Source organism: Chitinophaga niabensis, assembly GCF_039545795.1.
Lineage (GTDB): Bacteria > Bacteroidota > Bacteroidia > Chitinophagales > Chitinophagaceae > Chitinophaga > Chitinophaga niabensis_B.
Genome location: NZ_CP154260.1, coordinates 2,138,752 through 2,162,794 on the forward strand (window position 1 = coordinate 2,138,752; position 24,043 = coordinate 2,162,794).

23 protein-coding genes are annotated in these 24,043 nt (G+C 48.2%); 12 read left to right on the forward strand and 11 right to left on the reverse strand.

From position 1 onward, the window contains the following. The first annotated feature begins 10 nt into the window (after positions 1-10). Positions 11-781: a DeoR/GlpR family DNA-binding transcription regulator gene (locus AAHN97_RS08505; protein WP_317044463.1), complete on the forward strand. Its 771-nt coding sequence runs from the start codon at positions 11-13 to the stop codon at positions 779-781. Here AAHN97_RS08505 and AAHN97_RS08510 read toward each other — a convergent pair whose 3' ends face one another. From AAHN97_RS08510 to AAHN97_RS08520, 3 genes are read right to left on the reverse strand one after another with little or no spacing between them, the layout of a single operon-like run. Continuing rightward, entirely contained in the window at positions 782-1,840 is a 1,059-nt protein-coding gene (locus tag AAHN97_RS08510; RefSeq protein WP_343308269.1) for a sialidase family protein, read from the reverse strand. A gap of 12 nt (positions 1,841-1,852) precedes the next feature. Then, positions 1,853-2,326 carry an SRPBCC family protein gene (locus tag AAHN97_RS08515; protein ID WP_343307147.1) on the reverse strand — a complete coding sequence of 158 codons (474 nt, stop codon included), beginning with the start codon at positions 2,324-2,326 and terminating at the stop codon, positions 1,853-1,855. A 20-nt stretch (positions 2,327-2,346) separates the two neighbouring features. Continuing rightward, the gene (locus AAHN97_RS08520) at positions 2,347-2,874 is read right to left on the reverse strand and encodes a hypothetical protein (RefSeq protein ID WP_343307148.1); all 528 of its coding nucleotides are present in this window, start codon (positions 2,872-2,874) and stop codon (positions 2,347-2,349) included. A 155-nt stretch (positions 2,875-3,029) separates the two neighbouring features. Between AAHN97_RS08520 and AAHN97_RS08525 the strand changes: the two genes are divergently transcribed. Continuing rightward, on the forward strand, positions 3,030-4,331 hold the full coding sequence (locus tag AAHN97_RS08525) for an O-acetylhomoserine aminocarboxypropyltransferase/cysteine synthase family protein (RefSeq protein WP_343307149.1): 1,302 nt from the start codon (positions 3,030-3,032) through the stop codon (positions 4,329-4,331). Between the two features lie 60 nt (positions 4,332-4,391). On the opposite strand, the gene AAHN97_RS08530 is transcribed toward AAHN97_RS08525, so the two are convergent. Next, a complete protein-coding gene (locus tag AAHN97_RS08530) occupies positions 4,392-5,342 on the reverse strand; it encodes a nitrilase family protein (protein WP_343307150.1) in 951 nt (316 codons plus the stop codon). Positions 5,343-5,436: 94 nt separating this feature from the next. On the opposite strand from AAHN97_RS08530, the gene AAHN97_RS08535 reads away from it, so the two are divergent. From AAHN97_RS08535 to AAHN97_RS08575, 9 genes are all read left to right on the forward strand, one after another. Further along, complete coding sequence (locus tag AAHN97_RS08535; protein ID WP_343307151.1) at positions 5,437-6,951, forward strand: M60 family metallopeptidase; 1,515 nt, start codon at positions 5,437-5,439, stop codon at positions 6,949-6,951. 41 nt (positions 6,952-6,992) lie between these two features. Then, positions 6,993-7,430, forward strand: a complete 438-nt coding sequence (locus AAHN97_RS08540; protein WP_343307152.1) for a nuclear transport factor 2 family protein — start codon at positions 6,993-6,995, stop codon at positions 7,428-7,430. Between the two features lie 199 nt (positions 7,431-7,629). Continuing rightward, the gene (locus tag AAHN97_RS08545) at positions 7,630-7,752 is read left to right on the forward strand and encodes a hypothetical protein (RefSeq protein ID WP_343307153.1); all 123 of its coding nucleotides are present in this window, start codon (positions 7,630-7,632) and stop codon (positions 7,750-7,752) included. 178 nt (positions 7,753-7,930) lie between these two features. Further along, on the forward strand, positions 7,931-8,782 hold the full coding sequence (locus tag AAHN97_RS08550; protein ID WP_343307154.1) for a chromate resistance protein ChrB domain-containing protein: 852 nt from the start codon (positions 7,931-7,933) through the stop codon (positions 8,780-8,782). An 86-nt stretch (positions 8,783-8,868) separates the two neighbouring features. Then, complete coding sequence (locus tag AAHN97_RS08555) at positions 8,869-10,206, forward strand: glycosyl hydrolase (RefSeq protein WP_343307155.1); 1,338 nt, start codon at positions 8,869-8,871, stop codon at positions 10,204-10,206. Then, a complete protein-coding gene (locus AAHN97_RS08560; protein WP_343307156.1) occupies positions 10,203-11,012 on the forward strand; it encodes a sugar phosphate isomerase/epimerase family protein in 810 nt (269 codons plus the stop codon). Before AAHN97_RS08555 ends, AAHN97_RS08560 begins: the two co-directional genes overlap by 4 nt. A 13-nt stretch (positions 11,013-11,025) precedes the next feature. Beyond that, a complete protein-coding gene (locus AAHN97_RS08565; protein WP_343307157.1) occupies positions 11,026-12,177 on the forward strand; it encodes a Gfo/Idh/MocA family protein in 1,152 nt (383 codons plus the stop codon). Then, entirely contained in the window at positions 12,174-12,926 is a 753-nt protein-coding gene (locus tag AAHN97_RS08570) for a 3-ketoacyl-ACP reductase (RefSeq protein ID WP_343307158.1), read from the forward strand. The genes AAHN97_RS08565 and AAHN97_RS08570 overlap by 4 nt, the downstream gene beginning before the upstream one ends. A gap of 9 nt (positions 12,927-12,935) precedes the next feature. Next, positions 12,936-14,165: an MFS transporter gene (locus tag AAHN97_RS08575; RefSeq protein ID WP_343307159.1), complete on the forward strand. Its 1,230-nt coding sequence runs from the start codon at positions 12,936-12,938 to the stop codon at positions 14,163-14,165. A gap of 298 nt (positions 14,166-14,463) precedes the next feature. On the opposite strand, the gene AAHN97_RS08580 is transcribed toward AAHN97_RS08575, so the two are convergent. Genes AAHN97_RS08580 through AAHN97_RS08605 form a run of 6 tightly spaced genes read right to left on the reverse strand, consistent with a single transcriptional unit; the run spans position 14,464 to position 20,581 of the window. Next, complete coding sequence (locus tag AAHN97_RS08580) at positions 14,464-14,991, reverse strand: ferritin (RefSeq protein ID WP_343307160.1); 528 nt, start codon at positions 14,989-14,991, stop codon at positions 14,464-14,466. Positions 14,992-15,025: 34 nt separating this feature from the next. After that, on the reverse strand, positions 15,026-15,853 hold the full coding sequence (gene murI / locus AAHN97_RS08585; RefSeq protein WP_343307161.1) for a glutamate racemase: 828 nt from the start codon (positions 15,851-15,853) through the stop codon (positions 15,026-15,028). A gap of 19 nt (positions 15,854-15,872) precedes the next feature. Next, entirely contained in the window at positions 15,873-16,985 is a 1,113-nt protein-coding gene (locus AAHN97_RS08590; protein WP_343307162.1) for an ABC transporter permease, read from the reverse strand. Then, the gene (locus AAHN97_RS08595) at positions 16,969-18,144 is read right to left on the reverse strand and encodes an ABC transporter permease (protein WP_343307164.1); all 1,176 of its coding nucleotides are present in this window, start codon (positions 18,142-18,144) and stop codon (positions 16,969-16,971) included. The genes AAHN97_RS08590 and AAHN97_RS08595 overlap by 17 nt, the downstream gene beginning before the upstream one ends. Beyond that, entirely contained in the window at positions 18,141-19,130 is a 990-nt protein-coding gene (locus AAHN97_RS08600; protein ID WP_343307165.1) for an HlyD family secretion protein, read from the reverse strand. Before AAHN97_RS08600 ends, AAHN97_RS08595 begins: the two co-directional genes overlap by 4 nt. Next, a complete protein-coding gene (locus tag AAHN97_RS08605) occupies positions 19,127-20,581 on the reverse strand; it encodes a TolC family protein (RefSeq protein ID WP_343307166.1) in 1,455 nt (484 codons plus the stop codon). The genes AAHN97_RS08600 and AAHN97_RS08605 overlap by 4 nt, the downstream gene beginning before the upstream one ends. A gap of 100 nt (positions 20,582-20,681) precedes the next feature. Between AAHN97_RS08605 and AAHN97_RS08610 the strand changes: the two genes are divergently transcribed. Then, positions 20,682-21,086, forward strand: coding sequence for a hypothetical protein (locus AAHN97_RS08610; RefSeq protein ID WP_343307167.1), 405 nt, complete (start codon positions 20,682-20,684; stop codon positions 21,084-21,086). An 8-nt stretch (positions 21,087-21,094) separates the two neighbouring features. Here AAHN97_RS08610 and AAHN97_RS08615 read toward each other — a convergent pair whose 3' ends face one another. After that, the gene (locus AAHN97_RS08615; RefSeq protein WP_343307168.1) at positions 21,095-24,016 is read right to left on the reverse strand and encodes an FAD-binding and (Fe-S)-binding domain-containing protein; all 2,922 of its coding nucleotides are present in this window, start codon (positions 24,014-24,016) and stop codon (positions 21,095-21,097) included. Between the last annotated feature and the right edge of the window lie 27 nt (positions 24,017-24,043).

Below are 24,043 nucleotides of genomic sequence, written 5' to 3' on the forward strand. Positions count from 1 at the left end.
TTTGATAAAAATGTCGATGATCAACATAGCAGAACGCCACAAATTTATCCTTAGCAAACTTTATGAGAAAGGTTATGTGAACGTAGTGGAGCTGTGTAAAGAATTAGATGTTTCAGGGGTTACTATCCGTAAAGACCTGAAACTGCTGGAAGATAAATCCCTGTTATACCGCTCTCACGGCGGAGCTACCGTACAGAACCCCTATACGAACGATAAGCCTGTGAATGAAAAGGAGAAGATCCGGCGGGAAGAAAAGAACAATATCGGTAAAGCTGCCGCATCCCTCATTGTTCCGGGAGATGCTATCATCATTGCTTCGGGTACCACCGTACTGGCACTGGCCAAACACATACAGCCCCGGGGCCCGCTCATGATCATTACTTCTGCCTTACATGTAGCCCTGGAGCTGAACCGTTTTCATGATATTGAAATATTGCAGCTGGGCGGTGTGATCCGCAACAATTCCTCTTCCGTGGCAGGTTCCTATGCAGAGAAGATCCTCAGCGATTTTTCCTGTAGTAAACTGTTCCTGGGAGTAGATGGGATTGATGTAGAGTTCGGCCTTACCACCACCAATATCGGCGAAGCACATCTTAACCAGCAAATGATGGCGGCTGCACAGAAAACCATCGTACTCGCGGATTCTTCCAAGTTCGGAAAACGCGGTTTCGGCAGAATATGCCGTTTGGAAGATGTGGACCAGATCATTACCGATAAAGGTATCTCAGAGCACATGGTGAAGGTGCTGGAAGATATGGGTATTGAAGTGGTGATCGTGTAACTATTCCATTAATCCATCCGCTCCCTTCTTCCTTACCTGCAACACCACATGCCGGATATTCTTCCTGTCCGCCGTATAAGTAATGTGCACACTTCCATCATCCGTTTGAATAACAGCCGGGTAACTGAATTCACCCTTATCCCCGTTTTCCAGGGAGAAGATGTTCTTCCATTCAATACCATCTTCAGAAGCAGCCACGTACAACCTGCTTCTTCCTTCCCACCATTCCTGCCCTTTGAACAGCGGATTATACACCAGTACTTTGATGCCGTTCTTCAATGTCAGCGCATCAGTGCCGGCATTGGGATTAGGTAATGTAGTCAGCTTTAAAGGCCCCCAGGTGGCGCCATTGTCTTTAGACCAGCATTCCACCAGGAAGTTGTGGCGGCTTCTGCTGATCAGTTGCAGTGAATCATGCGGATACTGCAATATGCCGGGCTGTATCACGCTGAAGGTATCGTTATTGATGGGAATACGGCTCCAGTGCTGTCCGTTTTTGTCAGACTTTTCCAGGTGTATATGCCATTCTTTTTCATCAAGGCTTTCAGTGCTGGAAGGGTAGAGGATATCGCCGTTCTGTAGCTGAACAGGTTTGTTCTTGATGGGGCCGAGCATACCTTCCGGTAATTGTTCCGGTTTGGACCAGGACTTGCCATTATTGGCAGAAGTCATCATCATACCCCACCATTCCCGGGGATTCTTACCTACTTTATAAAAGAGGAACAGTTTGCCTGCTTTGGTTTTAAAGAGTACAGGATTCCAGCAGGGATAACGCAGGGTATCGTTGATAATACCATTGGCGATCTCTTTCGGCGCGCCCCATTTTCCATCTTCATTCACAGCTATCCAGATGCCCACGTCTTTACTGCCTTCCTGTTTCCCTGCAAACCAGGCAGCCATCAGGCGGTTGCTGCTGAGGGCGGTAATAGTAGAAGCATGACAGGCTTCAAAGGGAGGATCGGCTACGATCATCACCCTTTTATCCAGCAATGCGCCTATGGATTGTGCGCCGGCAGATAAAGAAAGCAATAAGAAAAAGGCAGTAAGGCCGCGTATCATCACTGATCTGGATTATTGAGGCCCTAATATAAGCATCGGGGAAATAACATCTGCCCTGTAAGCAAAAAGTTTATCCAGTTTGCGGCGTACAAAGAGGTTGTTGGCGAGGTCTCCCAGCCAGCCAAGGGGAATGCGGTAGTGAACAATATCCGTCATCTCAACACCGCCGGGAATGGCTTTAAAATGATGCTGATGATGCCAGAGGCTGTAAGGCCCGAAGCGTTGTTCATCTACAAAAAAACTGTTTTCTTTTACATGCGTGATCTCCGTCATCCAGTACACTTTGATGCCGAGCATGGGCTTAAGGGAATATTCAATGACCTGGCCGGGATAGATCCTATCGCCATGGGCCTCACTTTTAACGGTGAAGCCCATGCCCGGCGGAGTAATATGTTGTAAATTATTCGGATCACTGAAAAACTTCCAGGCCTGTTCCAAAGTAACAGGCATTACCTGTACTGACTTGATGCGGTAAGTGCGGGACATACCGTAAATCTACCAAAACTCTAACAAACGGCAGCATTGTTCCATCTGAAAATAATGGCCATTAACCAACCGCCGCGTGCCTGCGGAGTAACAGAACGGTACCCGGTAGTTTTATCTGTTAAGCGTACGGATGCCATCAGCTGGCCTTTGGGCAGTTCTTTCGCGGTGTATACAAATTGCAGGTCGTCCTGCTTCAACTGCAACAGTTCTTTTACCGGGATGATCATGCCGGAATGTTTGCCGCTTACATCTTCAAATTTCCATTCTTTGATAATATTCCCTTTGGCATCTTTCACCGTAATCTTACGGCCGTTGCCTATCTGACCGCAATGGCTGTAGTGGAACACCAGCTTGTCGTTGATGTTGGACTTATCCAGCTGCAGCTGTTTCAGGTCAAAAGCATCATTCACATGTTTTTCAAGGATCAGTTTATTGTTCAGGTATACCTTGAAATAATCTCCGCCTGCTTTCGCCGGGATGGAGAATACGCTAAGGCAGACAATAGCCAGGGCTGCTGCCTTTCCGAGGATGTTGGTGAGTGTTTTCATGATGTGTATGTTTTATACCACAAAACAAGGCAAATACAGCATGAGTAAGGAAAAGCTTTGATGATGTGCACCTTTTTCTTGACATAAGGCATTTTTTATTTTGATTATTCGGATAGTCTACATAATTTGTAGACTTAATCCCAAAACAATTAAACATGTCAAACACACCATTACGATTTGAGACATTGCAAGTACATGCCGGTTATCAGCCGGACCCAACTACCAAAGCGGCTGCGGTGCCCATTTATCAGACAACATCTTATACGTTCGATGATGCCAATCATGCGGCGGACCTTTTTCAGCTGAAGCAGTTCGGAAATATTTACACCCGTATCATGAACCCCACTACGGATGTGTTCGAGAAACGTGTAGCAGCACTGGAAGGCGGTGTAGCCGGTTTGGCCACAGCCTCAGGCCAAGCAGCACAATTCATTGCTTTGCATAACATTCTCCTGCCCGGGGATAATTTTGTTACTTCCTCTTATTTGTACGGCGGTACCTACAATCAGTTCAAAGTAAGTTTTAAAAGGATAGGGGTGGAAGCCCGCTTTGCGGACCTGGACAATGTGGCCAGTTTTGAAGAGAAGATAGATGCCCGCACCAAGGCCATCTATGTGGAAACCATTGGTAATCCCGGTTTTGCCATCCCTGATTTTGAAAAGATAACGGCCCTGGCTAAGAAACATGATCTGCCCCTGGTGGTGGACAATACTTTCGGCGCAGCAGGTTATTTGTTCCGCCCGATAGAACATGGTGCCAACATTGTAGTACAGGCTGCCACCAAATGGATCGGCGGGCATGGCAACAGTATCGGCGGCGTGATCGTAGACGGCGGTAATTACAACTGGGGCAATGGTAAATTCCCGCAGTTCACAGACCCTGATGAAGCATACCATGGCATGCAGTTCTGGGATGTTTTCGGGGCTAATAGTCCATTCGGGAACATTGCCTATATCATCCGTGCAAGGGTGACCGGCCTGCGCACCTGGGGCCCTTCCCTGGCGCCGCAGAACTCCTTCCTGTTCCTGCAGGGTTTGGAAACACTTTCCCTGCGTGTACAGCGTACAGTAGAGAATGCACTGGCACTGGCGCAATGGCTGGAAAAACATCCGAAAGTAGCTTCCGTGAATTATCCCGGTTTGCCTGGCAACAAATATCATGAACTGGGTAAGAAGTACCTGAAAGCCGGATTCGGTGGCGTGTTGTCCTTTAAGATCAAGGGTGGAAAAGAGGCGGCAGACACTTTGGTACAATCCTTGCAACTGATCTACCACCTGGCAAATGTAGGCGATTCAAAAACGCTGATCATTCATCCTGCTACCACCACGCATCAGCAATTGAGCGAGGCAGAGCAGAAAGCCGCAGGTGTAGAGCCAGGATTGCTGCGTATTTCATTGGGTATCGAGCATATTGAAGATATCAAAGGTGATCTGCAGCAGGCGTTTGATAAAATATAAAACTCACTAGGTGTATGAATAAAAAGAGGTGTTGCAGATCTTGCAACACCTCTTCGTTTTTTACTTTTCTTTCATCCACACTACTTTCTGCTCCGGCGTATTTTCCTGCCCGATAATATCTTTATACAGTTCCGGGTTGCGGGCTTTCTTATACCGGTATCCTCCGGCCTGCTGTAATTTTTCCGGTGTGATGGTGGCTATCACATAATCATTATCCAGCTTACGGCATTCTGCAATGATATCGCCAAAAGGATCGAGGATCATAGAGCAGCCATTTTTCAACTGGTCATCATCCATACCAATAGGGTTGGAAAATACCGCATAGATGGCATTGTCGTAAGCCCGTGCGGGCAGCCATTTCATCAGCCATGCACGGCCTTTTAAACCATCAAATTCCTGGCGCAGTGTAGTTGGGTCGTTATACCGGTTGGTCCATAATGCAGGATCTACAAACCCGGCGCCGGGCCTGGTAGAAGGAGTGCACATGGTTACGTGCGGCATAAAGATGATGTCTGCACCCAGCAGGGTAGTGGCTCTTACATTTTCGATGATGTTATTGTCGTAACAGATCAGTATACCACACTTCCAGCCCAGGAGATCAAACACCACGTACTCATTGCCGGGTGTGAGATGCGGATTGATGAAAGGATGCAGCTTGCGGTATTTGGCTACCAGGCCGTTCCTGTCCACACATACATATGCTTTGAATAAATTGTCGTTCGCATCTTTTTCAAACAGCCCGGCGAGGATCACAATGTTCAGTTCTTCCGCGATGGCCGTGAGGGTTTTAACACTGGGGCCATCAGGTATGAATTCTGCAGTGTCCAGCATCTGTGAAACATCCAGGTGGCGGGCAAAAGTATAACCGGTGATGGAGCATTCATGAAAAGCAATCACATCTGCACCATCTGCTGCGGCCTTTTGGGCCAGTTCCCGTATCACGGAAAGATTATATTTCTTATCGCCACTGCGGTTCTCAAACTGCGCTGTGGCTATCTTGATCGTTTTCATCAGGCTAAGCTACGTATTGTTGACCAGTCATCCATAAACTGCTGTGAGAAATAACTTTCTTCCCCTATCTTGATCTCCTTAATTTGAAAACTGTATGATGAAACACGCTACTCTTACTTCCGCGATGATGATGATCGCGATGTTATCCCATGCACAGGAAGCTGCCACTATTGTGATCAGTCCTGACCAACCCTTGTCCTCCAAAAACACCGGCCTGCGTAAACAGGTATATGAATGGAGTAAAGCACAGCTGAACAGCGATGATTACGAAGCCCTGAAAGCACATCCTTCTGCAGCGGTTTTTCCGGGCAAAATAAAGGAAGGGGCAAAGCCAGTTACCAAAACGGTGCATATTACGCATAATAAGATCAGCGATGCGCTGGTACCCGTGGTATCCCGCCTCAACTATTCACAACCCTGGCGCGAGAACCTTTACAGCACCGGTTTATATGCAGCACCTGGTGCTTACATTGAAGTAACGGTGCCCAAAGAATTACTGGATAAAGGCATCGGTATCCAGGTGGGGGCACATTCAGATAACCTGAACCAATGGGTAGCAGGGAAAGAGGACTGGCGGCGTATGCCCCTCATTGTTAGTACCCGGCAACTGAAAGCGACTACTACAAGGATCGCGTCTCCCTTTGGTGGTCTGATCTATGTAACCACTGCTCCGAAAGCAGCCTCCTGGGCCGGGGATGTAAAGATCAGCCAGGCCATTGAAGCTCCCTTATATCAGGCGGGGATCACCACACCGGAAGAATGGAAAGCACAGCTGCAGAACAATAAAGCACCCTGGGGAGAACTGGCTACGGAAAAGATTGTACTCACCATTCCTGATTCTATCCTGCAACAGGTAGCAGACCCTGCCTACGTGATGAAGATCTGGGACCTGATCATTGGCGGAGAAGCAGAGCTGGCACAGATCCCGCAGCCCTTTTACCGGCCACAGCGCATGGTGATAGATGAACATATCGGTGGTGGTTTTATGCATAGCGGGTATCCTGTAATGATCCATCATTCACCCACCCGCCGGATGTTATCTGCCGATGTGATCGCCAATCCGCTTAAGCTGATGGTAGGTAGTAAAGGTGGCGCCAACTGGGGTTTCTTCCACGAGATAGGGCATAACATGCAGAACCTGGACTGGGTGTTTGGTGGTACTACCGAAGTGAGTTGTAATTTCTTTTCCCTCTATATGTTCGACCGTTTATTAGGAGGAAGGGATGATGCACATACCGGTGTATCCAATAAAGAAACACAGGACATGATGAAGAAATATTTCAGCGAAGGCGCAGATTATGAAAAGTGGAAGAGCAGCCCTTTCCTGGGCCTGATCATGTTCCGCCAGTTGCAGGAAGCATTTGGATGGGAAACTTTCAAAAAGTTCTTCAGAGAATACCAGGCCCTGGCCGCTAAAGATCCGGATGGTACTTATGCTAAAACAGATGTGCAGAAGCGGGACCTCTGGGCAGGTACTTTTTCCCGTGCTGCAGGCCGTAATGTGGCGCCTTTCTTTGAGAAATGGGGCATTCCCGTCAGTGATGCGGTAAAGAAGGAGCTGAGCAGCCTGCCGGAATGGATGCCTTATAATTTCCCCCCGCAGCAATAGGAAATATTTGTATTTTGGTGGTATTCCACAAAAATGAAAACATGAAAAACTTGCTGACAATCATTATGTTTAGTTCTTTCTTCAATGTGGCAGCAGCGCAAACAAAAGACGAAGCTGCTGTAGCACAAGCTGTAGAATCATTGCGTAAAGCCATGATAGATGCTGATAAAGCCGGACTTGAAAAGATCACCGCGCCTACTTTAAGTTACGGGCATTCCGGTGGTAATATTGAAGACCAGGCTACTTTCATCGGCAACATCTCCAGCGGTAAATCTGATTTTGTGACAATGGACCTCAGTGCGCAGACCATTACCGTAACAGGGCAGACGGCCATAGTAAGGCATACGCTCAGCGCACAGACCAACGATAATGGTAAAACCGGTACGGTGAATCTTTATGTGATGCTGGTGTGGAGTAAGGAAGGCAGGCAATGGAAACTGATTGGCCGTCAGGCAGTGAAGATCCCTGAAAAGAAATAAAAAAACATGGCATGAAGCAATTCATGCCTTTTTTTATGTTTTCAGTGCAAACGGTTGCACTGGTGTAAATTTCCATGGTCCGCAAAGGGCATATTGCCTGGCAGTATGCTATTCCCATCAAAGATGCCGCAGGGCAGCTCAATAAATACAGCGATATTCATTTGCTGGCCGCTTCTTAAGGAAAGAAGACTGGAATAAAGTGGTGCAGCTCATAGAAGTAACGCCGGATAAAAAAGTAGTATGGGCTTTGCACCAATGGAAAGATCCGGACCTGGGGCCTTCGTCCTGTGTGCAGGTCCTGGAGAAAGGAGTGCAGCGGTGAACATTTTCAGAATACACAAGGAAAAAGGTATGAATATTTCATACCTTTTTTAATTCCATTTTTGCTGTATTGTAACCCAAAAAGAACAAATAATTTACTACCTTAACCAGGTACTTTTTTTACCGAAAGATCATTATTCCTATTATCTGCGTACATAAGCACAATCAAACCAATCACTATGAAATGGATATCTGCACATCATTCCAAAATTGATAGTATTGCAAGTGCATGGCTGATCCTCCGTTTTATTGACACTGAAGCCGTCTTCCTGTTCGCACCTGCAGCGGAAGTACTGGATAAAGCAGCTTCACTGGGAGCCACTCCCTTTAATGTTCCTGATACAGAACTAACGGCTTATAAAGAGTATTGCACGTACGATTACCTCCTGCATAAATATGCACTCCGGGAACCCGCCCTGCATGAAATAGCGCTGGTGATAAGAGGCGCGGATAAAGACCGGCACGACCTTGCCCCAGAAGCAGCAGGCCTCCTGGCCATTGCATCCGGTATGGCCAGCAATATCCAGGACGACCAGGAGTTACTGCAATATGGCCTGCGCATTTATGATGGTTTGTATAGCTGGGCCAAAAACGGGAGGCAGGAGAAACATACCTATGATTATTCTTCGCTGCGCCTGATGGAAGTATTTCACCAGTTCCTCTCGCTCAAATACAGCGAAAGATTAGAGCAGCCGAAATGGATGACGGAGATGAAGTCGATTGTGCAGGACCAGATAGATACCAACCTCACGATGGATGTAAAGGCCTTATCCCGCCACCTGGATGTGAATCCGGAACATCTCTCCAGGGAGTTCTCCAAATACTGGGATGAGCTTAAATTTGGCGAATACATGCGTAAGCTGCGCATAGAGAAGGCATTAGCACTGATCCATGAACAGAAATACACTTTAATAGAGATTGCCTACATGACGGGTTTCTCCGACCAGACCCACTTTGGCCGCGTTTTCAGGGACTACACGGGCAAAACACCTTCCGGTTATCTGAAAACCCTGCCGCCCCAGCCAGAATAACTGTTTCATTTCTTGTAAAATTTGGATTATATTGATAGGCAGACAATCGTTTGCTTATTACAGACCACGTATGAAATCCCCTAAGAATGCTCCAGATCAACTATTCATTACAGCCACATCAACTGGCCGGACCTTTGCAGCAATTCTGGCAACTTTCCGCCGGCAAGATCCTTCACATCGAAAAACATTATGATGCCGCACAGGGCGCACCGGTATTTACCCGCGAAGGGAAATATACCACCCGGGGCTGGACGGAGTGGACGCAGGGCTTCCAGTATGGTGCTGCCATTCTCCAGTTTGATGCAACCGGCGATGATGCCTTCCTGGAAATAGGCAGGCAGAAAACAGTAGAGGCCATGGCTCCGCATGTGAGCCATACCGGTGTTCATGATCACGGCTTCAATAACGTGAGCACCTATGGCAATCTCCTGCGCCTGATGAAAGAAGAACGCATCCCGTATAATGAATGGGAACGGCATTTCTATGAACTGGCGCTGAAAGTTTCCGGCGCTACACAAGCTGCACGCTGGACACCCATTAAAAATGGAGGTTTCATTTATTCATTCAATGGCCCGCATTCTTTATTTGTGGATACCATGCGCTCCTGCAGGATATTGATGCTCAGCCATCGTTTGGGCCATCTGCTGCAGGGAGAGAATGATGTGAGAACAAACCTGCTGCAACGTGCTGTGCAGCACATGAAAGCAACGGCAGACTTTAATATCTATTACGGAGAAGGCAGGGATACCTACGATGTTGCGGGCCGTACAGCGCATGAATGCATCTTCAATGTGAAAGATGGTAACTTCCGCGCACCCAATGCACAACAGGGTTTTTCCGGCTTCACTACCTGGACGCGCGGCCTTGCATGGGCCATGCTGGGGTTTGCAGAAGAACTGGAATTCCTGGCAACCGAACCGGCCGCAAAGGAACACCTGCCCTGGATGGAGAAAGCAGCGAAAGCCACCTGTGATTTCTATATCGCCAACACGCCAACAGATGGGGTGCCATACTGGGATACAGGCGCACCACAACTGGCGCATTTTGAAGGATACCTGAACCAGCCTTCCAATCCTTTCAATCCCTTTGAACCGGTGGACAGCTCTGCTGCTGCCATTGCGGCCCAGGGCCTGATCCGCCTGGGAAGGTATCTGGGAGAAGGCAAATACTTCCAGGCAGGCCTCACGGTATTGCATACACTGTTACAGGCGCCTTATCTGAGTACGGACACAGAACACCAGGGACTGTTATTACATTCCATTTATCACCAGCCTAACGGATGGGATTACACACCTCCCGGCAGCAAGGTACCTTACGGGGAATCCTGCATGTGGGGCGATTATCACATCCGCGAACTGGCCCTTACCGTACAGCGCCTGATCAGGAACGAACCTTATTATACGTTCTATAACTGTGTGTTATGAACTTAAACAGACTCTGTGTACATACCATCACTACAAAACCTTTAAGCATCGAAGAGGCGGCAAAGAGCTACTGCCGGGAGAACATCCGGGGCATAACGGTATGGCGGGATGCACTGGAAGGAAGGGATATACGCGCTACCGGTAATATGCTCAGGGGAGAAGGACTGGAAATAGTTTCTTTATGCCGCGGTGGCTTTTTCCCACACCTTACTGCAGCCGGAAGGAAAGAAGCGGTCGATGATAATTTAAAAGCCATAGAAGAAGCTGCAGCACTGGGCGCGCCGATGATCGTGCTGGTATGCGGCGCAGCAAAAGGCCAATCCCTGGAAACCTCGCGGGAGCAGATCAAGGAAGGGATTGCTGCGATTGAACCTTATGCAAAAGCAGCAGGTATCAAACTGGCCATAGAACCCCTGCATCCCATGTATGCAGATACACGTTCCGCTATCAATACACTGGCACAGGCCAATGATATGGCGGAAGCATTTGCTTCTCCCTGGGTGGGTGTGGCAGTGGATGTATATCATCTCTGGTGGGACCCTGCATTGCAGCAGGAGATCAAACGCTGCGGCCAGTACCTGTTTGCCTTTCATATCTGCGACTGGCGCACACCTACGCGGGATCTTCTGCTGGACCGTGGTTTAATGGGAGAAGGTTGTATCCCCATCGCACAGATCCGTGAATGGGTGGAAGGTACGGGCTTTAATGGTTTCCATGAAGTAGAGGTCTTTTCCACGGAATACTGGTCCGGCGATCAGCAGCTTTTCTTACAAAAGATCAAACACGCATATCTCCATCACTCCTGAAAATTCATACAAGATGACAAAGATCCATCGCATTGGTATTATCATGAATGGCGTCACGGGACGAATGGGAACCAATCAGCACCTGCTGCGTTCCATTGTACCTATTATACAACAAGGCGGCGTAAAGATCAGCGATACAGAATACATACTGCCGGAACCTGTGCTGGTAGGCCGCAACGAAGCACGCCTGCAACAACTGGCGGAAAGAACGGGCATCGCTTTGGTTTATAGCACAGACTTAGACAGCCTGCTCAGCGATCCCAAATACAGTATCTATTTCGATGCACAAACTACAGGCCGCCGCGCAGAAAGTATCCGCAAAGCAGTAGCCGCAGGCAAACATATCTATTGTGAAAAGCCGGTAGCTGCTGATACGGCTACGGCGTTATCGTTATACGAACTGTGCAAAAGCGCAGGCCTTAAACACGGTGTGGTGCAGGATAAATTGTGGCTGCCGGGTATGTTGAAATTAAAGCGCTTAATGCAGCAGGGTTTCTTCGGACGCATATTATCCGTGAAAGGAGAATTCGGTTATTGGGTGTTTGAAGGGCATTCCATTCCTGCGCAACGCCCATCCTGGAATTACCGGAAAGAAGATGAAGGAGGTATTATACTGGATATGCTTTGCCATTGGCGTTATGTGCTGGACCATCTCTTCGGCAAAGTGAAAGCCGTATCCTGCCTCGGCGCCACGCATATTCCGGAAAGGATAGATGAACAGGGGAAACCTTATGCATGCACAGCAGACGATGCGGCATATGCCACCTTTGAACTGGAAGGCGGCATCATTGCACAGTTCAATTCTTCCTGGACAACCCGTGTGCGCCGGGATGATCTGCTCACAATCCAGGTAGATGGCACACATGGTTCCGCAGTAGCCGGTTTGCGGGAATGTTACGTACAGCACTACGGCCATACGCCCAAACCGGTATGGAACCCGGATATTGAACAGCCGGTAAAGTTCTTTGATGGCTGGGCGAAAGTACCGGAGCAGGAAGTATTTGAGAATGCGTTCAAAGTACAATGGGAACTTTTTCTGAAACATGTAGTGATAGATACGCCTTTCCCCTGGGACCTGAAGGAAGGTGCCAAAGGGGTACAACTGGCAGAGAAAGGAATGGAAAGCTGGGCAAAACGTTGTTGGATTAATATTGACCCTTTATGAGAAAAACAGCACTCATTACCGGCGGAAGCCGTGGCATAGGATTAGGCATTGCCATACAGCTTGCACAGCGCGGGTTTGATCTTGCGATCAATGGTGTGAGAGAGCAGGATGCTGTGTTGGATACTATTGCGCAGTTGAAGTCTTATGGCGGAGAGGTGATCTATTGCCGTGCGGATGTTGGAAATGCCGGGCAGCGTGCGGAGATGTTGCAGCAGGTAACTGATCATTACGGCACTTTACAGGTGCTGGTGAATAACGCGGGTGTTGCACCCAAAGAGCGAAAAGACATACTGGAAACAACAGAAGAAAGCTTCGACCGCCTGATGAATATGAACCTCAAAGGCGCCTTCTTTCTTACACAGGCTGTTGCCAATATGATGATCAGACAGCAGGAAGGATGCATCATCAATGTATCTTCCATCTCTGCTACGGTAGCCTCTGTAACAAGGGGAGAATACTGCATTTCAAAGGCCGGCCTCAGTATGATGACGCAATTGTTTGCCGTACGTTTAGGCGCACATCGGATACCCGTGTATGAAATAAGACCGGGCATCATTGCAACAGATATGACAGCCGGCGTAAAAGAAAAATATGATCAGCTGATCGGCAACGGTCTGCTGGTACAGCCCCGCTGGGGATTGCCGGAGGATGTGGGAAAAGCCGTGGCCATGCTGGCTGCAGGCGACCTGCCTTATTCAACCGGCCAGGTGATTATGATAGATGGCGGATTGACCTTACCACGTTTATAAATTTTTGTTATGCCCGAAGAAAAGAACTCCACGCGAAAAGAACTGCTCCGCCTGCCCGTGATCGTAGCTGCATTGGGCTACCTTGTTGATATGTATGACCTCTTCCTGTTCAGCGTAGTACGTGTTCCCAGTTTAAAGTCGTTAGGTATACCGGAAGAAGAAATGTTAGGTAAAGGCGCTTTGCTTCTGAATATGCAAATGGCCGGCCTGCTGATCGGCGGTATCATCTGGGGCGTGCTGGGCGACAAGAGAGGCCGCCTTTCTGTGTTGTTCGGCTCCATCCTCATTTACTCACTGGCAAATATCGCCAATGGTCTTGTACAGTCCGTTCCGCAATATGCGCTGATGCGTTTCATTGCAGGCATTGGATTAGCAGGTGAACTGGGCGCAGGGGTAACACTTGTTACCGAAGTACTGCCTAAACGCATCAGGGGATACGGTACCACCCTGGTTGCCACGCTTGGGGTCATTGGGGCGATCCTGGCGTACTTTATGGCCGATCTGTTTCAATGGCGTATCTCTTACTTTATAGGCGGCGGATTGGGTTTATTACTGCTTGTGCTGCGAATGCGTGTTTTTGAATCGGGGATCTACCTGCGCACAAAAGCCATGCAGGTATCCAGGGGGAATTTTCTTTCGCTTTTTACACACAAAAAGAAACTATTGAAATACCTGCAGTGCATTGCCATTGGGTTACCCATCTGGTTTGTGGTGGGTATACTGATCACCTTCTCACCGGAGTTCGGCAGGGCCATGGGGCTTAACATGCCTATAGTGGCAGGTAAAGCAGTGATGCTGGCGTTTGCAGGGCAGGTGGTGGGCGATATCGCCAGTGGTTTATTCAGCCAGTTCTTTCACAGCAGGAAGAAGATCATTGCCTTGTTCATCGGCATGTCTGCCATCATGGTAGGCATTTATCTTTTATTGCCCTTTAAAGAAGCAAATACTTTTTACATCGTTTGTGTGCTGCTAGGGTTTGCCAATGGTTACTGGGCTTTATTTGTAACAGTAGCGGCAGAGTTGTTTGGCACCAATCTCCGCGCAACGGTAGCTACTACCGTTCCTAATTTTGTGCGGGGCGCTACTATTCCTTTAACGATCTTATTCCTCTGGCTGAAGCAGTACTGGGGCATTCTGAACAGTGCAGGTGTAGTGGGATTGCTCACTGTTGTGCTGGCCGTGATTGCATTATGGTGGATGGATGAAACATTTGAAAAGGATCTCGATTACTTAGAATAACAACTGTCCGTCTTCGAACAAAATTGTGCGGGATCGCACAGGGAAAGAAGAAATATAGTATTGATAATGAATTGGTTAGTGCTTGGCATCATACTTGCCTGCCTCAACGCATTAACGTTAGCGAAATTTTATAACCCTGACAGCCCCAAAAAAAGATTGCTACCGTCAGGGCTAAAATTGCAGAAACCACGCTTCGCGCGTGGTTTTATTTTTGGGTTAATCGTTACGCAGCATTTCAGGGATTTCTTTTTAATGGTAATAAAAAGGGAGAGTGGCCTGGCCGCTCTCCCTGGTATTTTTAGTGGCCTCTGCCGCCACCGCCGCCGCTTTGCTGCATGCGGAAGTTAAGGATGTCCCGGTCAAACAGGTAAAGACCGCTCTTGTCCTCACCGATCATTTCCAGCTTCTCGTTGAGGGTGCGGGCCAGTCTTTCTTCTTCAATCTGTTCCGAAACATACCATTGGAGGAAGTTATGGGTAGCATAATCTTTCTCCTGGAGAGACATATGAACAAGTTCATTAATGCTTTCTGATACCTTGATCTCATGTGAGAGGAATTCTTCAAACACACGTTTGATAGAGAGGAAGGTGATAATGGGTTGACCCAGGTGGGGTACCACGCCAAAACCGCCGCGTTCATTGATGAACTTGATCAGTTTCAGCATATGCACACGCTCTTCATCTGATTGTTTGTAGAAGAATTCGGATACGCCGGGAAGGCCGGGTTGAATATCTGCCCAGGATGCCATAGCCAGGTATGCCTGCGAGGAGGCTGCTTCGAGCGCCACCTGTGCGTTCAGCGCTTCTTGAATAGTTTTACTTAACATATAGAGATCGTTCTAGTTGATTTAAATATACGAATTATAAGGATAGGTGACGGCTTTTAACTGTTTCTTCGAAGAAGATGCCAGCCTGCCTGTCGAAGGTTTCAATATCATCTGTGGTATAAAAAGTACGGCTGCCGCCGGTGCTGCATTTTGCGGCCATTTCCGGATGCCTTTCCAGGTAAGCTTTCAGGCTGTGTGAAAGTATGGGGCCCTGGGAAAGCAGTGTTACATTGGGTGGCAGGTGTTGTTGCAGTTTATCCATTAACAGCGGGTAATGGGTACATCCGAGTACGATGGTATCTATATCTGATGATTGCACCATCAGTTGCCGGATGTATTTATGAATGAAATAATCTGCCCCTTCGCTATTGTATTCATTGTTCTCCACCAGGGGCACCCACATAGGGCAGGCCTGCTGGTAAACGGTGATATCCGGAAAGAATTTTTCTATTTCAATGGGGTAACTCTGGGAAGTAACGGTACCATTGGTGCCAAAGATCCCTACCTGTTTACTCTGTGTGTAATTGCCTACGATCTCTGTAGTAGGACGGATAATGCCCAGTACACGGCGTTCCGGATCTATCTTCGGCAGGTCGTTCTGCTGAATGGTGCGCAATGCTTTTGCGGAAGCGGTATTGCAGGCCAGGATTACGAGGTGACAACCCATATTGAATAAATGCTGTACACACTCCAGCGTATAGTGATATACGGTATCAAAAGAACGCCCTCCGTAAGGTGCGCGGCCATTATCCCCGAGGTAGATGTAATCGTATTGCGGTAACTCCTTCACAATCTCTTTCAGTACCGTTAAACCGCCATATCCTGAATCAAATACGCCTATTGGTCCTTTCTTTTTATCCATGCTACAAAGTAAGTATTTTTTATGCCCACTTTCTCATTTTCATCAGACAGATAAAGGTATAAAAAAGCCAGAGGGCACATAGGTGAAATAGTTCCGGCATACGGTCACTGATATGCGCACCCTGTTGCACAATGCCCTGATAAAGTGAAAGGAAAGGTGTGATAGGCAGAATGCCGGACACTACTTTTAAGGCATCCGGTAATTGCTGGATGGGCCAGGTGTAACCGGTGATAAGGAAAATAGGGTAGGTGGAAAAAGCCATCAGCTGTGTGCACAATAACTGGCTGCGGAATAACAGGCCAATGAAAATGCCCATTGGAATGAGAGATAACAGGAACAGTGCTGTAGCAACACCCAGCTCCCAGGGATTACCGAGTAACTGAAGGTCCAGTACCCCGAAGTTCACCGTGAGGAAAAAGAAGGCATAACAACTGAAGAGGATTAAGTAAAAGAGGCCTTTACCCCAGAGGGCAGAGGAGAGATTTTTTTCCTCATAAAAAAGAGAACCCCTTTGTCTTTCCGCCGCCACACCTCCCGCCAGCCCCAGCAATAAAGTCTGCTGCAGGATCATAGCCAGCAGGCCGGGAAGGAGAAAGGTGCCGTAATCTGTTCTGTTATTAAAGAGTGGCCGGAAATCAGGCTTCACAGGCATCACTTCCTGCAAAGATGCTTCCGTGTTCATCCCTTTCTTCTGAAGATATTGCAAACGTACGCCTGCACCCACTGTTAAACCTACCTGTGTAATGGTGCCCATCACATCACTGGAAGGCAGGAAACGTGCGGCGTTCACGGCTAATACCATATTGGTCTGCTGCAGGGAGAGCACTTTTTTCTCCATGCCTTCACGGATGTACAGGAAGCCCTGTACTTTTCCCTGCAGCATACTTTCCTTTGCGGCAGCGAGATTGGTAACGGCAGCAACATGCACCATCTGCGTATTGTCTATCTGCCGGATCATTAAACGGGATAAACCGGTATGATCTTCATCCACCACGGCAATGGGTACTTCTTCTTCCGTTTTATAAGAGTAGATACTACCGTAGAAGAAAGCATACAGCAATGGTGCAATGAGCAAGGTGAGCAGCAGGCTATGATCTTTAGCCACCAGTTTTACTTCACGGAGTAATAGCATATCTCACTGATTTATTCAACCGGATCTGTAAAAAGAATACCGCTATAAAAAAAGTAAAGCCAATGAATAGCAGCAGCCGGGTGATCTCCGGCATGGCATACCGCAAAGGCAGTTCCATGAAATACAATTTGAAGAAGCCATCCAGGAAAGGCGTATAAGGCATCAGGCTGGCATAATACTGATCATACCAGGGCATGCCCCAACGGGGAAATGTAAAACCGCTAAACACAAATGCCGGCGAAGTATAGAACAACCCTGCGTCCAGTGCCAGCATTACATCACTGGCAATTACGGAAGCCATTATGCCAATACCGATACAGGCCAGCGCTAATAAGTTAAACAATAAAAACAACTGCCAGAGTGTACCGGGATGACTTAAAGAAAAGATAGGAAAGATCACACCCGTCATCAGCACAAAATTCACCCATGAGGTAGTGAGGTGTGCAATGGTTTTACCTGTGATGATCAGTCCTGCGCTGTTACGTGCTGTAACACGCAATGCCTCCATCGTACTTTCTTTCCATTCCTGGTTAATGATCAGTACCGCCACCATAATGATCATCATCTGCAGGGCTACCGTGATCAGGCCGGGCACCAGGTAATGTTGATAGTTATAAGTGGGATTGTATAAGGGATAAACCGTGAGGCTCACCGGCATGATCAATGCCATGGCCTTCTCCTGCGGCATACCAGTTTTCATGAACTTCTGCAGGTTCACACCGGAGCCTGCAGTGATGATCACGGTGGATGCATCTTTATAAATTAATTTCCCCGGCACCAGTGAGGCAGCATTGGTGTAAATAGTAACGCTTACAGGGTGACGGCTTTTGATATCTTTTTCCATGCCTTTGGGGAAGTGGATAGCGCCAATGATCTTTTGTTCCTGCATGCGTTGCTCCAGTTCTGCCTGGCTGCTCACCTGTTCAGTAATATGAATACTGGCCGTTTGTTCCAGCAGGAAAGTGATCTGCCTTGAAACGGGGGAGTGGTCTTCATCCCAGATGGCAACGGGCAGGTCTTCTGCCTGTTGTTTGTTATAGATGAATGCATAGAAAAAGAAAAGCAGCGGCGGGATCACCAGCAGCACAAGGTTATGCTCCGGGCGGGTGAGAATGCGTTTCCATTCCCGCAGGGTGATCTGTAGCAGGGCCTTGATCATGGGATTAGCAGGGCTGCGGTCATACCCGGCCGGAGACCCTTTATAGTGTTTACATCAACAGGTTTACATTCTACTGTAAAAGTGCGCAGTTCAAATTTCCCTTTTTCTTTTACAGGCACCCAGTTCGCAAATTCCAGCGATGGTGCTACGGCAGAAACATATACATCAAATTCTTCCGGCTGGCAGCCCGGTACTTTCACGCGGGCTTTAGCACCGAGCGGCAGTGCACCGGCTTTATCCTGCCGGATATTGAAACGGATGAAATAAGATGAATGCTTTTGCAGGGTCATCATCGGATACCCGATGCTTACAATCTCCCCTTCGTGGATCACTAAGGAAGAGATAATACCATCTGCCGGTGCATAAATGCGGGTGTTGTCTGTGAGTGCTTTGGTGAGTTCATATCCTTCTTCCGCCTGTTTTAAAATAGCGGTAGCTGTTTGTATGATCTCCGGCTGTGTGCCCTTTTCCAGCATCTCCTGGTTGAGGCGAGCAATTTCCATTTCTTTTTTAGCTGCCTGGTATTTGAAGTGGATAAGGTCTTTTTCCGTGCCGGATATTACGCTGTCGTTATACAGGCGTTCCATACGCTGGTATGTTTTCTGTGCGAGGTTATACTGTTCCTGCGCAATGTTGTAGAGGTTACCGGCATTTTTAATGATCTCCGGCCGCGCGCCTTTTTGCAGTAGTTTAACCTGTGAAGAAGCTGCTTCAATAGCGGCTTCTGCCTGGCGGCGGATAGCGTTGATCTCTGTGGTCCTTAATACGCCGAGGAGCTGTCCCTGTTTTACGGTATCGCCGCTTTCTACGAGCAGGGTATCCAGCCTGCCGGGGAATTCTGCGGCTACATCCACATAAGAGGCATCCACCATGCCAAGAAAAGTGTTATCGTTGCCGGCAGGATTACGCAGCAGGAACAGTAATGCAATCAGCAGGATGATGACGGGAATGAACAGTGCCCAGTATTGTGAGAAGAATTTTTTCATTGTAGCAGCGTAGTGATTTGTTGTGGTGTTCCAAGAATGTTATAATATTCCGCAGCTGCCAGCAGGTAGCCGAACAGCGCGGTATAATAGGCTTTGCCTATTTCTTCTTCTATCAGCAGCGCATCATTTACATCTTTTACGGAAGAGAGTTGGTTGGCTAATCTTTCCTGTACCTGTGCAGTGGTTAATTGCGCCTGTGCCCTTGCCTGTGAGAGGGATTGCATATCCCTTTGCAGCACCGTTACTTTATTCCTTACTACGGCAGCACCTGCTTCCAGTAAAGCCTGTGTATTATCTGCAGCAATCTTTGCTTCATCTACCCAAAGCTTAGTGGCCTTTACTTTTTTCTGATGGGAGAAACCGCTGAACAGGTTCCATTGCATTTCCACACCTACCAGCCAGGGTGGCGTGGTAATGGGGAGATCGCGCTGATAGAGGTTCAGGCTGGCAATACCAAAGATGTTGGGCAGTGAAAGCGATCTGCTGGCTTTCACGGTACTTTCTGCGAGGGCTGTTTTACTGGCCACGGCTTTATATGTGGGATTGCCTTTATAGAACCCTTCCGGCGGCAGGATGCTTTCCAGCTGTTTGTAATGCAGTGTATCCGTGATAGTGAGTGTGGTATCCTGCGGTAATTGCATAAGGCGTTTAAGTTCCACCATGGCATTGATCTTTTCCAATGCTATGTTCTCATGGCGGGAGCGTGCGAAAGTAAGTGCTACGGTAGCCCAGTTCCTTTGATAAGGTGGAATGATCTCATTATTGACGAGGGAAATGGCAAAACGTTCATTACGCTCCATGGATGCTACGATCCTTTCCTGGGAAAGCAGTACGGCATTAAAATACAGGATGCGGATATAAGCAGCAGCTAATAAAAAATCCATTTGCTTTTCCACGAGTTCCACATTCACGATGCCGGATTCATATTCTGCTTTTGCAATGTCTCTTGCGGTGGCCAGTTTACCGCCAAGGTAAATAGGCTGGCGCAGCCCTAATGCGGCCGTGAAGTATTGCTGCTTGCTGAGGGCCGGGTTGTAATTGGGATATACTGTATTAATGATGCCTTTGGTGGTATTGTAAATACCATCCTGTACCGGTTGGGGAAGAGGATTGCCCGTGATCTGCTGATACACGGAATTGGCAGTGGATACACTTTGTTGCGAAGAACCTTCTACAATACCATTCTTTACCTGTTGCAGGTTTACTTCGAGTGGCTGACTGAGATAGTTATAACCTGCCAGCAGGTCCACTTTGGGGAAGTAGGTGCTTTGTTCTGCTTTCAGCTGGTATTGCCTGGCCTGCAGGGAGCGGCGCGCCTGTTCTACCGCGAGATTCTTATTCCTGGCTATCCGGAAACAGTCTGCCAGGCTAAGTTCTCCGGATTGCGCTGCAGCCGGGGTACAGGCTGTTAAACATATCAGCAGGATGTTGATACTTGCTTTTGGGTTCATATTCAGGATTATTAACATCCCGCTGAAAGAATTGTTCACATATTTATGTGGGTGAAGGCGACCACCCGCCAATGTAACTTTGCAAATTAAACCCCATATTATGTTTCGGAAACTATGCCTGGTCTTATTAGTATTCTCTGCCTGTAAAAAAGACCCCCTTAAACCAAAGTTGCTGAACGGCAACTGGGTGGGCAGATATGGTAACATCAATTCACCTGAACCCGGAGATACTGCATTTGGGCCGCTCACCGCCGTTTACACGATCGATTTTAAAGACAATGGTACCATGACCGTTTACGATGGCCGTAAGGAAGACGCTGCGTTAATGGCGGAGGGGATCTACAGCATGAAAAACGGGAAACTGTTTGGTGAATATACGTATGTGCGTGGCTCCAGCAGTACCTTTTCTATACAGGCTACCCTGCATAAGCCGGATAGTTTAGCCGGTATCTGGCGTATAGGCTCCTGGGGTTCAACAGGCGGTAAGTTCTTCTTAAAAAAATGAAGCATTGGTTAAACCAATGCTTCATACAATATTTCAACAGGGTGTTTGGCCAAAGCTCCGGTACCGTCTTTGATCTGGTGCCTGCAACTGGTGCCCGGCGCCGCGATGATGGTTCCCTGCGCCGCACTGCGAACTGCCGGGAACAATACCAGTTCTCCGATCTGGGAAGAGATGTCGAAGTGTTCTTTCTCATACCCGAAAGACCCCGCCATACCGCAGCAACCGGATGGGATCACTTCTACGGTATGACCTTCCGGCAGGCTCAGCATCTTTTTGCTGTGCAGTACGCTGGACAATGCTTTTTGCTGACAGTGCCCATGCAGTTTAATATGTTGTTTAGCGCCTTTGAACTGTGCTGCTTTGATATGCCCCAGGTCTATTTCTTTGGAAATGAATTCATCTATCAGCAGCACATTTTTTGCCAGCATCTTAGCCGTGTCGCGCAGGTTATCGCCCACAAGATCAGGGTATTCATCCCTGAAACCTAAGATGGCGGAAGGTTCTATGCCTATCAGCGGTGTTTCTCCTGTGATGAGTGTGCTGAATAAACGCACATTCTTTTCCGCGATCACTTTCGCTTTTCTTAAAAATCCTTTGGACAGTAAAGCTCTTGCACTCTCCGGATGTTCCACCGGTATCACTTCATATCCTAATTTACGCAGGAGGTTCACCGCTTTGATCCCAATATAGGTATCATTGTAATTGGTGAATTCATCTACGAAGAGATATACTTTCCTGCTTTCCACTCCTTTTTGCGGATTAGCACGCAGCCACCTACGCAGTGTTTGCTTTTCCAGCGTGGGCATGGAACGGTCAGGCGCAAAACCGCAGATCTTTTTGATCAGTTGGGAAGTGAAGCGCGTTTTAACAAGCCAGTTGTAAATGCCGGGAGCAATGGCCGCCAGGCTGGTCATCATGCGGAAGTTACCGATCAGCCAGGTGCGCATGGGCACACCATTGGCATCCATGTAATGTTGCAGGAATTCCATTTTCAGTTTGGCCACATCCACATTGGAAGGGCATTCTGATTTACAGCCTTTACAGGCAAGGCAGAGGTCCAGTACTTCGTAGATCTCTTTATGATCGAACTTATTTTCTTTGGTAGAATGCGTGAGGAACTCGCGGAGGATATTGGCGCGTGCGCGGGTGGTATCCTTTTCATTACGGGTGGCCATGTAACTGGGGCACATGGTGCCGCCGCTCAGTTCTGTTTTACGGCAATCCCCGGAACCATTACACTGCTCTGCATGCTGCAGGATGGTTTGCTCCGGGAAATGGAACACGGTTTTCAGGTCCGGCGCTTTCTTTCCCGGTTCATAACGCAGGAAGCTGTTCATGGAAGGTGTATCTACGATCTTGTGCGGATTGAAGATGTTTTCCGGGTCCCAGGTATATTTAACTTCTCTTAATAATTGATAGTTCTTCGGGCCTATCATCTGCTGGATGAATTCACCACGCAGGCGGCCGTCTCCATGTTCACCACTGAGAGAGCCGTTGTATTTCTTTACAAGGATGGCTATTTCTTCAGCGATGGTCCTGAACAACTGGTTACCTTCTACGGTTTTCAGATTGATGATAGGGCGGAGGTGTATTTCCCCGCTGCCGGCATGTGCATAATGCACAGCGTACAGGCTGTGTTTCTTCAGCACTTCATTGAAGTCTGCGATAAAATCAGGCAGATCTTCTACTGCAACGGCTGTGTCTTCAATCACAGGTACGGCTTTTTCATCGCCGGGCAGGTTACTGAGCAAGCCTAATCCTGCTTTACGCAGTGTCCAGATCTTTTTGGTATCGTCTCCAAACAGCAGGGGGAAGTGGTAACCTAAACCGGCTGCTTCCATTTCTGCTTTCATCTGGTTGGCAATAACCGTTATCTCTTCGCGGGTATCCCTGCAGAACTCCACCACCAGGATGGCGCCGGGATCGCCGAGTACAAAGAAGCGGTTTTTGCTTTGCTCAATATTATCTTTTGTGCATTCCAGTATATAATGATCTATCAGCTCACTCGCGCTGGGTTTATAGCGCATGGCAATGATGTTGGCGCGAAGGGAATCATCGATGGTGGGGAAGTGTACACACATCAGGCCGGTTTCCTTTGGCGGCAGCGGGGATATATTGAGTTTGATCTCTGTGAGGAAAGCGAGGGTACCTTCTGAACCGGCTATCAGTTTACAGAAATTGAAGTCTTCTGTACCTGCGGTGAAAGGTGCGCTTTCCAGCAGCATATCTATCGCATATCCCGTGTTACGGCGGAGGATAGAAGGTTTGGGGAATTGTTTGCGGATCTCACTTTGGTTATCCGCATTACCCAGTATCTTCCTGATCTGGCGGTATACACTGGTTTCCAGGCTATCGTCCGTAGCTTCACATTTTGCATGGAATTCATCCGGTGAAAGGCTGGAAAACGTGGCTTCAGACCCATCGCTGAGGATGGCGTTAACAGACAGGAGATGTTCCCGGGTACTGCCGTATACAACGGAGTTGGAACCGCAGGAGTTATTGCCCACCATGCCACCGATCATCGCGCGGTTGGCGGTAGATGTTTCCGGGCCAAAATAAAAGCCGTATGGTTTCAGAAAGTAATTGAGCTCATCGCGGATCACGCCGGGTTGTACCCGTACCCAATGTTCTTCAGTATTGATCTCCAGGATGGAAGTGAATTTCCTCGAAACGTCCACAATGATGCCGTTCCCAACTACCTGCCCCGCCAGCGAAGTACCCGCGGTTCTCGGGATCAGGGAGGTTTTGTGCTCCCGGGCAAACCGGATCAGTGTCTTAATATCATCTGTATCTTCCGGAATGGCTACGGCCAAAGGCATTTCACGGTAAGCTGAAGCGTCTGTGGCATAGAGGGTCCGCATTGTATCATCCAGGTACAGCTCTCCCCGTAATTCCCGGCCGAGTTGTACCAGCTTTTCACGCTTGATCATAATGGTGCGAAATTAACATTTCTACAC